The following is a 13,599-nucleotide window of genomic DNA, read 5'->3' as shown; positions in this document are numbered from 1 at the left end:
CGGCCTTTTCGGCAGGATCCAATCCACCGCACAGGGCGCAACCCGCAGCCCCGGCAAGGGAATTCACCTCCAGGAGCAAGCCATGACCGCGTACGCCATCGCCCACATCGGCCCCGGAGAGGTCAACGAGGAGGTCCTCACCTACATGGACCGGATCCAGTCCACCTTCGCCCCCTTCGGCGGCCGCTTCCTCGTCCACTTCGCACAGCACGAGGTGCTGGAGGGGGAGTGGCACGGCTCGCCCGTGCTGGTCTCCTTCCCCAGCCTGGAAGCCGGCCGCGCCTGGTACGAGTCCGCCGCCTACCAGGAGATCCTCCCGCTGCGCACCCGCCACCTCGCGGGCGACATCATCCTGGTCGACGGAGTGCCGGAGGGTTACGACGCGGGGGCGACGGCGGACGGGCTGCGGAAGGCGCGGTAGCCCCTCACGCGCCTTCGCGGCCGCGGGAGATGAGGACCGCCACCCCGTCCAGGAGCCGTTCCACCCCGAACGCGAACAGGCTCTCCAGGTCCAGCTCGAACTCGTCCTGCCGGAAGAGCGCGCCGAGGATCGGGTAGTCGCCGGACGCCTGGACGGCCTCCGCGCGCGGCTCGTTGGAGGCCATCCACTCCTCCGGGGTCATCCCGGTGTCCTGCCGGGCCCGGTTCTCCCGTTCGAGGGTGGTGGCCAGCCCCTGCACGTGCCCGAAGAGGGTGAGGTGGACGTGCAGCATGTCGTACGCGCCGAGGCCCTGGCCGTCCAGCGCCCGCAGCACCCACTCGGTGTACCGCATGGCTTGCGGGGCGGCCGTCGGCCGGGTGAGGGTGGCCATGGCCTGCGCCATCCACGGGTGCCGGGTGTACATCTGCCACAACCAGCCCGCCGCATAGGTGAGTTGGGTCCGCCAGTCCGGCGGGCCGCCCTGCGCGCGGTCCTTCGTGAAGTCCCGCATGGGGCGCTCCGCGAACACCTCCTCCGACATGAGGTGCACGAGCTCCGCCTTGCCGGGGACGTGCCGGTACAGGGCCATCGTCGAGGTCCCGAGGTCGGTGGCGACGCGCCGCATGGTGAGGGTGGCGAGCCCCTCGGCGTCCGCGATCGCGAGGGCGGTGCGGACGATCCGCGCCCGGGCCAGCCCGGCGGGCCGCGGCCCGGCCGCCCGGCCGCCGGGCCCGGCGACCGGCCCCGCGACGACCGTGCCCACGCCGGGCACCGGACGTACGAGTCCCTCCTGCGCGAGCGCCGCGAGGGCCCTGCTCGCGGTGGCCATGGCGACGCCCCACTCCCGGGTGATGTGCCGGGTGGACGGAACCCGGTCGCCGGGCGCGAGGTCGCCGGACGTGATGCGGCGGCGGATGTCGTCGGCGATACGGGCGGAAGGGGGCAGGGCGTCCATACGGGGAGCGTACTAGTGCACCTGGGTAGTGCGCGAGCCCGCAGCCAGCTGTTTCTTCCGGTGCACTAGGTCACTCACTTCCTCCTGGCGGGCCAAGCTGTTTACGTCGTACGCAGCGCACGCGGCCCGCGTGCGTACGCCGTACAGACACTGTGCCGGGAGCCTGCCGTGACCACCGTCGCACCCCCACCCACCCCGCCCACCCCACCGGCCCCCCTCGCGGGCCGCCGCGAATGGACCGCCCTCGGCGTCCTGATGCTGCCCCTCCTCCTCGTCTCCATGGACGTCTCCGTCCTCTACTTCGCGATCCCCTTCATCGGCCGCGACCTCGGCCCGAGCGCCACCGAGCAGCTCTGGATCCTGGACGTGTACGGCTTCGTGCTCGCCGGACTCCTCATCACCATGGGCGCACTCGGCGACCGCATCGGCCGCCGCAAACTGCTCCTCATCGGGGCGGCGGCCTTCGGGGCGGCGTCGGTGGCCGCCGCGTACGCCCACACCCCCGAAATGCTCATCGCCGTAAGGGCGTTGCTCGGCATCGGCGGTGCGACCCTGATGCCATCGACCCTCGCCCTCATCCGCAACCTGTTCCGCGACACGGGCCAGCGGGCCAAGGCCATCACCGTCTGGACGGCCGTCATGACCGCCGGAATCTCACTCGGCCCGGTCCTCAGCGGCGTACTCCTCGAACACTTCTGGTGGGGCTCGGTCTTCCTCATCAACCTCCCCGCGATGCTCCTGCTCCTGGCCCTCGCGCCCTTCCTCCTCCCGGAGTTCAAGGGGCCGGCGGGCTCGACCGGCCGCTTCGACGTGCTGAGCGCCGTACTCTCGCTCGCCGCCGTGCTCCCCGTCATCCACGGCATCAAGGAACTCGCGAAGCACGGCGCCCAGTTGACCCCGTTCCTGACCATCGCGGCGGGCCTCGCCCTCGGTGCGCTCTTCGTCCGCCGCCAGCGCGTCCTCGCCCACCCCATGGTCGACCTGGCGCTGCTGCGCCGCCGGATGTTCGGCGGGGCGGTCCTCGCCAACGTCGTCGCGATGTTCGGCACGGTCGGCTTCGCGGTCTTCTTTACCCAGTACCTCCAGTCGGTGCGCGGCATGAGCCCCCTCACCGCCGCCCTCTGGAGCCTGGTGCCGTCGGCCGCGGTGATGGTCCTCGCCCCGGCGGGCGCGGCGCTCGCCGCCCGCACGGACCGCGCGTACGTCATGACCGGCGGCTTCCTCCTCGCCACGGCCGGCTTCCTCTGGCTCTTCGGCGCCCGCGCCGACTCCCCGCTCTGGTACGTCCTCACCGGCTGCTCGCTGTACGTCGGCGGCATCGTCGTCGCCATGACCCTCGCCAACGAGATGGCCCTCGGCGCGGCCCCGCCGGAACAGGCGGGCTCGGCGGCGGCGGTCGTCGAATCGGGCACGGAGTTCGGCGGCGCACTGGGCATGGCGATCCTCGGCAGCATCGGCGCGGCGGTCTACACCCGGGGAATGGCCGACGCGGCCCCCGCCGCGGTACGGGAGACCCTGGGCGGCGCGCTCGCCGCCGCACCCCAACTCCCGCCGCACCGGGCGGAGTCGCTCCTCGCCACGGCCCGCGACGCCTTCACGGACGGCATGAACTGGGCGGCGCTGGGCGCGGCGGCCGTCATGCTGACGGCGGCGGCACTGGTCTGCACGCTGCTGCGGACCCGAAGGAGGCGGCCCGCATGACGCGGGCCTGCACGGCGCGATCTGCATGACGTGGGCCCGCACGGCGCAGCCCCGCATGGCGCGGTCTGCATGGCGCGGTCTGCATGGCGCGGTCTGCATGGCGCGGGCCCGCATGGCGCGGGCCCGCATGACGCGGTCCGCATGACGCAGCCCCGCATGGCGCGGGCCTGCACGACGCAGTCCTGCACGACGCAGTCCTGCACGACGCAGTCCCGCATAACGCGGGCCCGCCCGGGTCAGGTATCCAGAGGCCCCCCGCCCCGCCACCTCAAGGAGCCCCGGATGCACCCCCGATCCGTCCCCCCGCCCCCACCCGTCCGTATTGCCGCCGCGAGCGTCTCCGACCTCCATCTGATGCGTGCCTGGGCGGACGCGGAGGGCTGGAATCCGGGCGTCGCCGACGCCCAGCCGTTCTTCGCCGCCGACCCGGGAGGCTTCCTGCTCGCCCGCCGCGAGGGCGACGACACCCCCACGTCCTGCGTCTCGGTGATCCGCTACGGCACCGACCACGCCTTCCTGGGCCTCTACCTCACCCGCCCCGAACTGCGCGGACAGGGCTACGGAATCCAGGTCTGGAACGCGGGCATGGAACGCCTGAAAGGCCGCAACGTCGGCCTGGACGGCGTGGTCGCCCAACAACCCAACTACCGCAAATCCGGCTTCACTTCAGCCTGGACGAACACCCGCTACGAAGGAGTCCCGCAGGACGGCACCCCGGCCCTGCCCGGTGACGTCACCGTGGTCGACGCCACCACCCTCCCCTTCACCGAGCTCGCCGCGTACGACCGCCGCTTCTTCCCGGCGCCGCGGGACGCCTTCCTCGCCTCCTGGCTCACGGCCCCGCACCGTACGGCCGTGGCGGCGATCCGCGACGGAAACCTGGCCGGTCTTGCCGTGCTCCGCACCTGCACCGCCGCCTCCCGCATCGGCCCGCTCTACGCCGAGACCCCCGACATCGCCGCCACGCTCCTCACCACCCTGGCGGCCACCACCCCCGGCGTCCCGATCGCCCTGGACGCCCCCGACTGCAACCCCGCCGCGATCCGACTCGCGGAACGACTGGCCCTGACCCCGACCTTCGAAACGGCCCGCATGTACACGGCCGAACCCCCGGACATCGACCGCACGGGCCTGTACGCGATCACCACCCTGGAACTGGGCTGACCACCCCTCCACCTACTTCCCCACCTACCCCTCCACCGTCAGCCCGCCCGGATCGGGCCAGACCGTGAGCGGCTCGTCCGCACCGGTGTAGATCTCCAGCCCCGACAGATACCCACCGGCTGTGAAGAGCAGCACCCCCGCCCCGTACTCCGAATCCGCACAGAACGCCTCCACCACCGGACTGCCGTGCTCCGGCGCCGCCGCCACGGCGGCCCGGTCCACCCCCAGATCCACGGTCGCGCACCCGCACCGGCACCGCCCCGTCACCCGCACATACGGAACCTGCTCCCGCAGCGCGGCGAGCACTGCCCCCGGCCCGTCCAACAGGACGTCGAGGACGGCGACGGCGCCGGGAGCCAGCGGCTCGTTCAGCGGCTCATTCAGCGGTTCGTTCATCGGCGAACAGGTCCTCGGCGGTGGCGGCGGTCAGGGCACGGTTGTACCAGCCCCGGATGACGGCGTCGTCGGTGCAGCCGAGCACCCGCTTCCGTACGGACTCGGGCACGGGGATCCCCCGCGCCTCCAGCACCAGCAGAACCCCGGATGCCAAGCCCTCCTCGCGGCCCTCCTCGTGAGCCTCCCTGCGGATGCGCTGCTGCGTCTCGGAGCGGAAGAACGAGAGGTCGAGGTCGGCGGTCATGAGGTCCCTCCAGATCTGGGCGGCCGGGGTGCCGTCCGAGCGGCTTGAGTTCGGTCAGGCCCGTGGGCATCTCGGTGACCGATTCCGGATCGGCGAAGGGGATGCCCAGTGCCCGGAAGGCCCGGCCGAGAAGGCCGCGGAACGGACGGGCGAGTCGGCGATCGTCTAGCGCCCGTCCGGCGGGGCAGGGTGCCTGGAGTCCCGTCGTGTCTCCAGTGCGCCCAGCACCCACGGTGCTTGACGCCGGTGCACCGCGAGCAGCAGCTCGCGGTCGCCGTCCCTGAGTTGGACGACCCGGAAGTCCTTGGCCTCCGCCGTGTTCAGCGGGCGGGTCGGGTCGGACAGGTGCCAGTGCCGTACCTGTTCCAGTACGAGACCGGGCGGCAGCTCCTCGCGGCGGAAGGCGCCCGTGGGGTCATTGGTGTACGCGAGGAGGCCGCCGGGGCCCGCCACCAGATGGCTGTGCCGGGGGTGCCCGCCGGGGCCGCTGGTATCGCCCAGGACCCGTACCGGGAACGTGCGGTCGCGGTCCGGGCGGCGGGGCGCGACCGTGACCGGGCCGGTGGGCCGGGCGGGGCGGACGCGCAGGTACAGGGCCATCAGCGCGCCGACGACGACGGCACCGGCCGCCATCCAGCCGGTCCGCTTCAGGGCCGTGCCGACCGGATCGCCGTAGGAGGCCAGTACGCCCGCGCAGATCCCGAGCATGATCAGCATCAGCGCCGGAACCTGGGCGGGCTGCAGGAACATGGGCTCCGGCTCGCCCGCCCGCGAACCCCCCGGCTCGTACCGCCGTCCCTGCAGGCCGAGCAGCGCGAAGCCCGCCCCGCCGAACGCCAGCCCCAGCCCCCAGGCCAGCGCCCCGCCGTGGGCCGTGCGCGGATTGGCGTCGGTGAAGACGGTGTGCGTCGCACCGGCAGGCGTGTAATTGAGGTGCCGCACCTCGCCGCGCCAGCTCACCAGCAGCACCGCCGTGCCCTTCGGGGCGAAACCCGTGTGCTCCCCGTCGTCGAGGCGGAACTCCAGGCGCCGTCCGTCCGCCGTGACGACCTCCGCATGGGCGCGCGGATTGCGGCCCTCGCCCTTCCAGGTCCGCTCCAGCGTGCCCCGGGCGGAGCTCAGACAGTCGCGGGCCGCCGCCCCCGCCTCCCCGGCCGGGCAGCTCCGCGCCGTCTCGTACGCCCGCCCGGCCAGCACCTTCTGCGGCACCACCGAACCCAGCAGCCACCCGGCCACCAGCATGGCGGCGAGACCGAGAGCCACGGCGACGTAGGAACGGGGCCAGGAAACGGATATCTTGCGCATCACGCACGCCAGGTTACTTATCGGGGGTGCTTTTCGGGGCTGCTTGTCGGGGCCTGATCAGCGGCGCCGGGCCCGTTTCCCTGGTTTCCGTTCCACTTGGCGTCTCTCCGCGTTGAAGTCCCTGATGACATCAGGGTCTATCGACATGGTGTAGGTCACGGTGATGTGGGCGACGGAGCCGTCCCCCTTGGCGAGGGTCGCAGATGCTCTGTCGGTTTCACTGGCCAACGTTTCCACGAACCTGTGAAATCCGTCGATCGAGCCCCGGGAATAGAGCGATGCCAGCTCGAACAGCCTGGCCATGTCGCCGGGAGGCCTCATCGACCGTAGAGCGATGGCCCAGTCCATCAGGGACTCGTAGACGCCCAGGAGGCGATGGGCGATGTGGACGATCAGCTCGGGGTCTCCGGGTGACCCGGGCAGACCGAAGGCTCTGTCCTGTGCCTCCTGGGACATCCACCTGTTCACGCTGGTGCCGGCTTTCTCCAACTCGCCGAAGGCCGCTTGGAGATGGAAGCTGGCCTCGGCCGCATCCGGGATGGCCGGACCGATCGAGCAGTGCCCCAGGCTGTAGTCGAGCCGCTTGGACTGAAGGCCTTCCAGTCCGACACGGAGCTCTCCGGCGTAGAGGAGGTACTCCCAGAGGTTGGGCCGTGAGCGACGGACCTCCGCGACTTCCGCCGGAGTCCGCGGCACCCTTGCGCCGAGGAAACCGGTGGTGGGGGGCGTGTCGGCCTCCAACGAAGCAGAGTTCGCCTGGTAGTTGACCGTGACGTTGTGGATGACTCCGGCCTGCACCACCGGGCCGGACGCCTGCCCGGAGACCGAGTTGCTGACATGCTGCGGCGGTTGGAGCAGAAAGTCCCCGTTGTGGTCGTCCGACGGCGGGACTTCCATGCGCTCTCCCGACACTCGCTACGTGCACGACCCAGGTGTTTCAGGATAGCGGTGGGTCGAGAGCGGCAAGTGGTGGTGCCGAAAGGCGCGATGCGTCACTTCGCGATGCGTCACTTCGGAGCTGAACGAGCTGCCGAGCAGCGACAAGCTGCCCGGCAGGGGCCCTGGTGAGGTCGGAACGGATCGCCGACAGGCACCCGGCGGACGGTGCCGACGTCGCCCGACCCGCTGCCCCACCGGGCAGGACGCGACCTAGCCGTCGGCCGATGCGATGCCCGTCGGGCAGGACCGGCCCCAGTTGGTCTCGGAGGGGGCGCTCAGTGTGACGCCCGTGCCGCCGATGCCGCAGTAGCCGTCCGGGTTCTTGTCCAGGTACTGCTGGTGGTACGGCTCGGCGGGCCAGAAGGGGTTGTCGGCCGCAGGGAGGATCTCGGTGGTGATCGTGCCGAAGCCGGAGCCCGTCAGGACCTCCTGGAAGGCGGCACGGGAGGCCTCCGCCTCCACCGTCTGCTCGGGGGTGTGGGGGTAGATCGCGGAGCGGTACTGGGTGCCCACGTCGTTGCCCTGGCGGAAGCCCTGGGTGGGGTTGTGGGACTCCCAGAAGAGCTTCAGGAGGGTGGGGTACGAGACGACGGCCGGGTCGAAGACGACCCGGACGACCTCCGTGTGGCCCGTGAGACCCGAACAGACCTCCTCATAGGCCGGGTTGGGGGTCGTACCGCCCTGGTAGCCGGCCAGGGTCGTCCAGACGCCCTTGGTCTGCCAGAACTTCCGCTCGGCGCCCCAGAAGCAGCCGAGGCCGAAGTCGGCGACCGCCAGGTGGGAGGGGTACGGGCCGGAGAGCGGGTTGCCGAGGACCGTGTGCCGGGACGGGACCTCGAATTCCGGGGTCGCGCGGCCCTTCAGGGCCTGCTCGGGGGTCGGGAGCTGCGGCGTACGGCCGAAGAGCATGGTTCTCCTCCAGGGACAACAGGTCAGTCGGTCCGTACAACGTGGGAGGGGCGGCGGGGATTCCCCGCCGCCCCTCCCACGTACGCGTACGCACGGCCGGGCCCCTAGCCCCGCAGCGTCGCCGGGCTCCCGCCGTTCGCCTCGTAGCCCGCCACCGCCAGGTTCCGGTGGACCGTGTAGTCGGCCGCCGGGTCCTGGCCGAGGGTCCACGGGAGGGCGCCCACGTAGCCGTCGACGGCCGCGATCTGCTTGACCGCCTCCGCCCAGCGCTCGGAGCGCACGAGGAAGAGGATCAGCAGGTGGCGCACGTGCGCCAGCATCGGATCGTCCGGGCGGGCGGCGTGCACCGCGAAGAGCGCGCCCTCGACCGCCCGGGTCACCACCGCGCTCTGGTAGAAGCTGCGCACCAGATTGACCTCGGGCAGGTGGTCGTGGACGGCGAAGAGGGGGAGGGCCGCCAGGAGCGAGCCCTGGGGGGCCCGCGAGGCGGCCGCCGTCGCGAAGGCGTCCGCCTCGGCGCGCGAGCCGTGCCACTTCTCGGAGAGGTAGTGCAGGGCGACCAGATGCGCCCCCATGTGCGTCGGCGCGCGGTCGATCACCTTCGCCCAGAGCCGGTCGAACTCGGGGCGGGGGTAGCCGAGCCCGCGCGCCACGGAGAGCTCGACGATGGCGGGGACGGGGTCGCCAGGGGCGAGCAGGGCCGCCGTGGCGCAGAGGTCGCGGGCCTCCTCCAGGATGATCCGGAAGTCGTCCGTACCGGCGGACGACGAGCGCCAGGCCTGCTGCACCAAGAACTCTGCGTGAACTTCCGCGCCGCCCGCGTCCTTGGGCGACTCGGAACGCCAGTCGCGCAGCCAGCGGCCGCCCTCGCCAGGGCGCTGGGCCAGTTCGAGGGAGGCCGCGCCCGCGAACGACTGCACGCGCTGCCAGCGCACCTCGCCCTCCTTGGGCGTACCGGAGAGCAGCTGCTGCGCCGCCCGCCAGTCCTGGGTGCGCTGCACGACGTCCAGTACGTCGAGGAGGTCCTGGTCCGGCCCGGGGAGGCGGACGTCCAGCGCCTCCTGCCGTACGAAGCCGTACTCCTCCGGGTCGGCGGCGTCGGGCGAACCGGGCGCGGCCAGCCGGATGCCGCCGCGCCTGCGCAGCAAGAACGGACCGAGGGCGGCACCCAGCATGAGCGCCGCGATCAGGAACCAGAGAATCTCCATACGGCCATTGTCCCGGACCGGCCCGCATCCCGGATCGGCCCGCATCCGGGACCGGCCCGCATCCCGGATCGGCCAATGTCCCGGACATCGGACGTGACGTGCCGGACGGCGAACTACCCTCGGCCCCATGACCCATGAGCAGAGCCGCCAAGAGCGCGCCTTCGAGACCCTCGCCATCCACGCCGGCAACACCGCCGACCCCCTGACCGGAGCCGTCGTACCGCCGATCTACCAGGTGTCGACGTACAAGCAGGACGGAGTGGGCGGGCTGCGCGGCGGCTACGAGTACAGCCGCAGCGCCAACCCGACCCGGACCGCCCTGGAGGAGAACCTCGCCGCCCTGGAGGGCGGCCGGCGCGGGCTCGCCTTCGCGTCGGGGCTGGCGGCCGAGGACTGCCTGCTGCGGACGCTGCTGTCGCCCGGCGACCACGTGGTGATCCCCAACGACGCGTACGGCGGCACCTTCCGCCTGTTCGCGAAGGTCGTGTCGCGGTGGGGCGTGGAGTGGTCGGTCGCCGACACCTCCGACCCGGCGTCGGTACGGGCCGCCCTCACGCCCCGTACCAAGGTCGTGTGGGTCGAGACGCCGTCCAACCCGCTGCTCGGCATCACGGACATCACCGCCGTCGCCGGGATCGCGCACGCGGCGGGCGCGAAGCTCGTCGTCGACAACACCTTCGCCAGCCCCTACCTGCAGCAGCCGATCGCGCTCGGTGCGGACGTCGTCGTGCACTCGACGACCAAGTACATGGGCGGGCACTCGGACGTGGTGGGCGGCGCGCTCATCACCGACGACGCCGACCTCGCCGATGAGCTGGTGTTCCACCAGAACGCGATGGGGGCCGTGGCCGGGCCCTTCGACGCGTGGCTCGTCCTGCGCGGCATCAAGACCCTCGCGGTCCGGATGGACCGGCACAGCGAGAACGCGACGCGGGTCGCGGACATGCTGACCGCGCACCCCGCCGTCGCCCAGGTCTTCTACCCCGGGCTGCCGGAGCACGCCGGGCACGAGGTCGCCGCCAAGCAGATGAAGGCGTTCGGCGGCATGGTGTCGTTCCGGGTCAAGGGCGGCGAGGAGGCCGCCGTGGAGGTGTGCAACCGGGCGCAGCTCTTCACGCTGGGGGAGTCCCTGGGCGGTGTCGAGTCGCTGATCGAGCACCCGGGGCGGATGACGCACGCCTCGGTGGCCGGTTCCGCGCTGGAGGTGCCCGCCGACCTGGTCCGGCTCTCCGTCGGCATCGAGTCCGGCGACGACCTGCTCGCCGACCTCAAGCAGGCGCTGGGATAAGGGAGTCGGGGCTGTTCGCCCTAGCGGCCCACTGAATTCGTACGGGCCGCTAGAAGCCCTCCACCGGCGGCGTGCTGTCCGCCGGTGGAGCCAGCCACGGCTGGGCGATCGACGCCCACACCAGGAACGCGATCCCGGCCGCCACCGCCAGCACCCACAGCACCCGCCGCAGCACCTTGCGCCGCCGCAGGCCGCGCACCCCGCGCTCGGTGGCCCGTACCAGCAGGTCCGCCGGTACGGGCGGGTGCGGGGCCCGCTCCAGGAGCAGCCGGACCTCGTCCTCCTTCTGCCGGCGCAGGCTCACGGCGAGGCCGCCGCCCGGCCCTGCGGAGGCCGGGGCTCCCGTGGGCCCTGCGGAGTCCGGGGCTCCCGTGCGCTCTCGTACACCTGGGAGACCGCGCGGGCGCAGATCGCCCGCACCCGCTGCACCGGCAGCCCGATCTGGGCGGCGGCCTGCTCCTCGGGGACCCCCTCGTACAGCCGCAGCACCACGATCAGCCGCTCCTGCGGGGTGAGCGATTCCAGTACGCCGCCGAGGCCGGGCCGCTGCTGTCGCTGCGGCCGGTGGGGCAGGCGGAGTGCGCGGTGGAGGTGGGGCAGGTGCGGCCGGTGGTGCCAGGCGGTGCGGGCGAAGCGCGCGGCGAGTTCCTGCCGGGTGCGGTCGTACGGGTCCTCGCCGCGCAGCGACTCCCAGTGGACGTACGTACGGGCGAGCGCGGCGGCGAGGAGGCGCTGGGCGCGCGGATTGGCGTCCGGCGGCTCCGCGCTGAGCAGCGTCGCGGCGTGCAGCAGCCGGCCCGCCGCTCCCGCGACGAAGGCTTCGAACTCCCCGGCCTGGCGCCGCTGTTGGGCCGCCTCTCGCTCGCGCACCGTGCCTCCCGTCCCCGCCCTCCCGTCCGCCGCCTCCAGTCCTCATATGAGGACAGTGGATGCGCCAGGTCAAGAGGTCGGCGGGGCCGAGCCCCCGGCCTGCTTCAGGAAGCGGGCGGGGTGTCGCCCGGGACCGCCGTCTGGCGGGCGGAGAGGGCGCCGTTGAAACGGGTCAGCAGTGTCGTGAACGCCTCGCGCTCGTCCTCGCTCCAGCCGTCCGTCACCTGTGCCATCAGCTCGCGCCGCGAGGACCGCACCTCGTCGAGGCGGGCGTGGCCGCGCGGCGAGAGCTGGAGCACGACCGCACGGCCGTCCTCCGGGTGCGAGGTGCGCTTCACCAGGCCGGAGTCGACGAGCGGCGCGACCTGCCGGGTCACGGTCGACGAGTCGATGCCCATGCCTGCGGCGAGCGCCTTGACTCCCATCGGGCCTTCCTGGTCGAGGCGGTTGAGCAGCAGGTAGGCCGCGCGGTCCATCGAATTGCGGACCTGGCCGACGCCGCCGAGGCGGGTCTGTTCCGCACGCCGGGCGAAGACGGCCACCTGGTGCTGAAGGGCATCGAGGAGACCGGCTGCGGGGTCGGTCGTCATGTCCTGGGTAGGGGGCATGGCTCGGGCTCTCTTCGTACGGTGGTCGGGTTGGTGGGGCAAGGGTACGCGGCCCCCGGCACGCACGTACCTGCGCTGCGCAAACCTGTGGATAAGTAAGGAGTGCCCAGGCCCGGAAGGCCCTACCTGCGCGGTCCGGCCCCCGGTCCGGCCCTCGGTCCGCCCCCGGTCCGGGCTCCGGACGGTGCCCCGTCCGACCCCGGCCGAGCTGCGAGACTTGCCGCATGAGCTTCCGCACGCCCGCCCACGCCCGCAGCCTGATCCTCGACGACGTGCGCGGTGCACAGAAGATGCTCTCCGGGGTGGCCCGCTGCACGCCCATGGAGGGCAGCAGGTACCTGACCCGTCTGGTCGGGACGTCCGTCCACCTCAAGTGCGAGAACCTCCAGCGGACGGGGTCCTTCAAGCTGCGCGGCGCGTACATCCGGATCGCCGGGCTCTCGCCGGAGGAGCGCGCGGCCGGGGTGGTGGCCGCCAGCGCGGGCAACCACGCGCAGGGCGTGGCCCTCGCCTCCGCGCTCCTGGGCGTGCGGTCCACGGTGTTCATGCCGGTCGGCGCACCCCTGCCGAAGGTCGCGGCCACCCGCGAGTACGGCGCGGAGGTGAGGATGCACGGACAGGTCGTCGACGAGACCCTCGCCGCCGCGCAGGAGTTCGCGCACGACACCGGGGCCGTGTTCATCCACCCCTTCGACCACGAGGACGTCATCGCAGGTCAGGGCACGGTCGGCCTGGAGATCCTGGAGCAGTGCCCGGAGGTCGGGACGATCGTCGTCGGCATGGGCGGCGGCGGGCTCGCGGCGGGCATCGCGGTCGCGGTGAAGGCCGTGCGGCCGGACGTACGGATCGTCGGCGTACAGGCGGAGGGCGCGGCCTGCTACCCGCCGTCGCTGGCCGCCGGGCGGCCGACCACGGTCGAATCCCTCCAGACGATGGCCGACGGCATCAAGGTGGGACGGCCGGGGGACGTGCCGTTCGCCCTCGTCGACGAGCTGGTGGACGAGGTGCGTACGGTCTCCGAGGACGAGCTCTCCAGCGCGCTGCTGCTCTGCCTGGAGCGGGCCAAGCTGGTCGTGGAGCCCGCCGGGGCGAGCCCGGTGGCGGCGCTGCTGAGCCGCCCGGAGTCCTTCGCGGGGCCGGTCGTCGCGGTGCTGTCGGGCGGCAACGTGGACCCGCTGCTGATGCAGCGCACATTGCGGCACGGAATGGCCGCGGCCGGTCGATATCTGTCACTTCGGTTGCGGCTGACGGACCGTCCGGGAGCGCTTGCGACGCTTCTCGGGGTGTTGTCGGTGGCGGACGCTAACGTCGTTGACGTGAGCCACGCACGGACCGGCCCGCGGCTCGGACTCACGGAGGTGGAGGTGGAGTTGCAGCTGGAGACGATGGGACCGAAGCACTGCACCGAGGTACGGGAGGCACTGCGGGAAGCGGGATACCTGGTGGTGTCCTAGAGGGCGACGAAGGCCCTCGACTCGACACCGCCACGACCGGGCGCCCTCGGGGCACGCTCGCGGGGCCCGGACCCGTGAACGGACGCTCGTCCGAGGCACGCTCGGGCCTCGGACAGGCTCGGGCACGCCCCGCTCGG

The 13,599-nt window shown here is 72.5% G+C and carries 16 protein-coding genes; 6 read left to right on the top strand and 10 right to left on the bottom strand.

Annotated features, from left to right (window positions below):
* Positions 1–82 precede the first annotated feature (82 nt).
* Positions 83–421: a DUF1330 domain-containing protein gene (locus ACH4SP_RS22640; RefSeq protein WP_398417349.1), complete on the top strand. Its 339-nt coding sequence runs from the start codon at positions 83–85 to the stop codon at positions 419–421.
* 4 nt (positions 422–425) lie between these two features.
* Here ACH4SP_RS22640 and ACH4SP_RS22635 read toward each other — a convergent pair whose 3' ends face one another.
* Positions 426–1,376 carry a TetR/AcrR family transcriptional regulator C-terminal domain-containing protein gene (locus ACH4SP_RS22635; RefSeq protein WP_398417348.1) on the bottom strand — a complete coding sequence of 317 codons (951 nt, stop codon included), beginning with the start codon at positions 1,374–1,376 and terminating at the stop codon, positions 426–428.
* A gap of 255 nt (positions 1,377–1,631) precedes the next feature.
* Here ACH4SP_RS22635 and ACH4SP_RS22630 point away from each other — a divergent pair, with 255 nt between their 5' ends.
* On the top strand, positions 1,632–3,077 hold the full coding sequence (locus ACH4SP_RS22630; protein ID WP_398417753.1) for an MFS transporter: 1,446 nt from the start codon (positions 1,632–1,634) through the stop codon (positions 3,075–3,077).
* 282 nt (positions 3,078–3,359) lie between these two features.
* Positions 3,360–4,241: a GNAT family N-acetyltransferase gene (locus tag ACH4SP_RS22625; protein ID WP_398417347.1), complete on the top strand. Its 882-nt coding sequence runs from the start codon at positions 3,360–3,362 to the stop codon at positions 4,239–4,241.
* Between the two features lie 24 nt (positions 4,242–4,265).
* Here ACH4SP_RS22625 and ACH4SP_RS22620 read toward each other — a convergent pair whose 3' ends face one another.
* Both ACH4SP_RS22620 and ACH4SP_RS22615 read right to left on the bottom strand, forming a co-directional pair.
* A complete protein-coding gene (locus ACH4SP_RS22620) occupies positions 4,266–4,637 on the bottom strand; it encodes a hypothetical protein (RefSeq protein ID WP_398417346.1) in 372 nt (123 codons plus the stop codon).
* Positions 4,618–4,881, bottom strand: coding sequence for a hypothetical protein (locus ACH4SP_RS22615; protein ID WP_398417345.1), 264 nt, complete (start codon positions 4,879–4,881; stop codon positions 4,618–4,620). Before ACH4SP_RS22615 ends, ACH4SP_RS22620 begins: the two co-directional genes overlap by 20 nt.
* Here ACH4SP_RS22615 and ACH4SP_RS22610 point away from each other — a divergent pair.
* The gene (locus tag ACH4SP_RS22610) at positions 4,880–5,050 is read left to right on the top strand and encodes a hypothetical protein (protein ID WP_398417344.1); all 171 of its coding nucleotides are present in this window, start codon (positions 4,880–4,882) and stop codon (positions 5,048–5,050) included. The two genes, ACH4SP_RS22615 and ACH4SP_RS22610, sit on opposite strands and share 2 nt — an antisense overlap.
* Here ACH4SP_RS22610 and ACH4SP_RS22605 read toward each other — a convergent pair.
* The 4 genes from ACH4SP_RS22605 to ACH4SP_RS22590 all read right to left on the bottom strand — a co-directional run bounded on the left by ACH4SP_RS22605 (position 5,047) and on the right by ACH4SP_RS22590 (position 9,242).
* A complete protein-coding gene (locus ACH4SP_RS22605) occupies positions 5,047–6,189 on the bottom strand; it encodes a hypothetical protein (protein WP_398417343.1) in 1,143 nt (380 codons plus the stop codon). The genes ACH4SP_RS22610 and ACH4SP_RS22605 overlap by 4 nt on opposite strands.
* 54 nt (positions 6,190–6,243) lie before the next feature.
* On the bottom strand, positions 6,244–7,083 hold the full coding sequence (locus tag ACH4SP_RS22600; protein WP_398417342.1) for a hypothetical protein: 840 nt from the start codon (positions 7,081–7,083) through the stop codon (positions 6,244–6,246).
* 252 nt (positions 7,084–7,335) lie between these two features.
* On the bottom strand, positions 7,336–8,034 hold the full coding sequence (msrA, locus tag ACH4SP_RS22595) for a peptide-methionine (S)-S-oxide reductase MsrA (RefSeq protein ID WP_398417341.1): 699 nt from the start codon (positions 8,032–8,034) through the stop codon (positions 7,336–7,338).
* A 104-nt stretch (positions 8,035–8,138) separates the two neighbouring features.
* A complete protein-coding gene (locus tag ACH4SP_RS22590) occupies positions 8,139–9,242 on the bottom strand; it encodes a hypothetical protein (protein ID WP_398417340.1) in 1,104 nt (367 codons plus the stop codon).
* 127 nt (positions 9,243–9,369) lie between these two features.
* Between ACH4SP_RS22590 and ACH4SP_RS22585 the strand changes: the two genes are divergently transcribed.
* Positions 9,370–10,530, top strand: a complete 1,161-nt coding sequence (locus ACH4SP_RS22585; RefSeq protein ID WP_398417339.1) for a cystathionine gamma-synthase — start codon at positions 9,370–9,372, stop codon at positions 10,528–10,530.
* Positions 10,531–10,579: 49 nt separating this feature from the next.
* Here the strand turns inward: ACH4SP_RS22585 and ACH4SP_RS22580 are convergent, their stop codons facing one another.
* The 3 genes from ACH4SP_RS22580 to ACH4SP_RS22570 all read right to left on the bottom strand — a co-directional run bounded on the left by ACH4SP_RS22580 (position 10,580) and on the right by ACH4SP_RS22570 (position 12,008).
* Positions 10,580–10,834 (bottom strand): hypothetical protein, encoded by a 255-nt coding sequence (locus ACH4SP_RS22580; protein WP_398417338.1) that lies wholly within the window; start codon positions 10,832–10,834, stop codon positions 10,580–10,582.
* A complete protein-coding gene (locus tag ACH4SP_RS22575) occupies positions 10,831–11,400 on the bottom strand; it encodes a sigma factor-like helix-turn-helix DNA-binding protein (protein ID WP_398417337.1) in 570 nt (189 codons plus the stop codon). The genes ACH4SP_RS22580 and ACH4SP_RS22575 overlap by 4 nt, the downstream gene beginning before the upstream one ends.
* 104 nt (positions 11,401–11,504) lie before the next feature.
* The gene (locus ACH4SP_RS22570) at positions 11,505–12,008 is read right to left on the bottom strand and encodes a MarR family winged helix-turn-helix transcriptional regulator (RefSeq protein ID WP_398417336.1); all 504 of its coding nucleotides are present in this window, start codon (positions 12,006–12,008) and stop codon (positions 11,505–11,507) included.
* A gap of 224 nt (positions 12,009–12,232) precedes the next feature.
* Between ACH4SP_RS22570 and ilvA the strand changes: the two genes are divergently transcribed.
* The gene (gene ilvA, locus ACH4SP_RS22565) at positions 12,233–13,462 is read left to right on the top strand and encodes a threonine ammonia-lyase (RefSeq protein ID WP_398417335.1); all 1,230 of its coding nucleotides are present in this window, start codon (positions 12,233–12,235) and stop codon (positions 13,460–13,462) included.
* The last annotated feature ends 137 nt before the right edge of the window (positions 13,463–13,599 follow it).

Origin of the sequence: Streptomyces sp. NPDC021093 (assembly GCF_044333135.1) — a bacterium.
Taxonomy (GTDB): domain Bacteria; phylum Actinomycetota; class Actinomycetes; order Streptomycetales; family Streptomycetaceae; genus Streptomyces.
This window is presented reverse-complemented; position numbering and strand designations above follow the sequence as displayed.

What these genes read in the sequence shown, in the direction of transcription:
- ACH4SP_RS22570 (WP_398417336.1), bottom strand. Translation starts at nt 12,008, where the DNA reads ATGCCCCCTACCCAGGACATGACGACCGACCCCGCAGCCGGTCTCCTC.
- msrA (WP_398417341.1), bottom strand. Translation starts at nt 8,034, where the DNA reads ATGCTCTTCGGCCGTACGCCGCAGCTCCCGACCCCCGAGCAGGCCCTG.
- ACH4SP_RS22640 (WP_398417349.1), top strand. Translation starts at nt 83, where the DNA reads ATGACCGCGTACGCCATCGCCCACATCGGCCCCGGAGAGGTCAACGAG.
- ACH4SP_RS22585 (WP_398417339.1), top strand. Translation starts at nt 9,370, where the DNA reads ATGACCCATGAGCAGAGCCGCCAAGAGCGCGCCTTCGAGACCCTCGCC.
- ACH4SP_RS22625 (WP_398417347.1), top strand. Translation starts at nt 3,360, where the DNA reads ATGCACCCCCGATCCGTCCCCCCGCCCCCACCCGTCCGTATTGCCGCC.
- ACH4SP_RS22630 (WP_398417753.1), top strand. Translation starts at nt 1,632, where the DNA reads ATGCTGCCCCTCCTCCTCGTCTCCATGGACGTCTCCGTCCTCTACTTC.
- ACH4SP_RS22620 (WP_398417346.1), bottom strand. Translation starts at nt 4,637, where the DNA reads ATGAACGAACCGCTGAATGAGCCGCTGAACGAGCCGCTGGCTCCCGGC.
- ilvA (WP_398417335.1), top strand. Translation starts at nt 12,233, where the DNA reads ATGAGCTTCCGCACGCCCGCCCACGCCCGCAGCCTGATCCTCGACGAC.
- ACH4SP_RS22590 (WP_398417340.1), bottom strand. Translation starts at nt 9,242, where the DNA reads ATGGAGATTCTCTGGTTCCTGATCGCGGCGCTCATGCTGGGTGCCGCC.
- ACH4SP_RS22610 (WP_398417344.1), top strand. Translation starts at nt 4,880, where the DNA reads ATGAGGTCCCTCCAGATCTGGGCGGCCGGGGTGCCGTCCGAGCGGCTT.
- ACH4SP_RS22615 (WP_398417345.1), bottom strand. Translation starts at nt 4,881, where the DNA reads ATGACCGCCGACCTCGACCTCTCGTTCTTCCGCTCCGAGACGCAGCAG.
- ACH4SP_RS22600 (WP_398417342.1), bottom strand. Translation starts at nt 7,083, where the DNA reads ATGGAAGTCCCGCCGTCGGACGACCACAACGGGGACTTTCTGCTCCAA.
- ACH4SP_RS22635 (WP_398417348.1), bottom strand. Translation starts at nt 1,376, where the DNA reads ATGGACGCCCTGCCCCCTTCCGCCCGTATCGCCGACGACATCCGCCGC.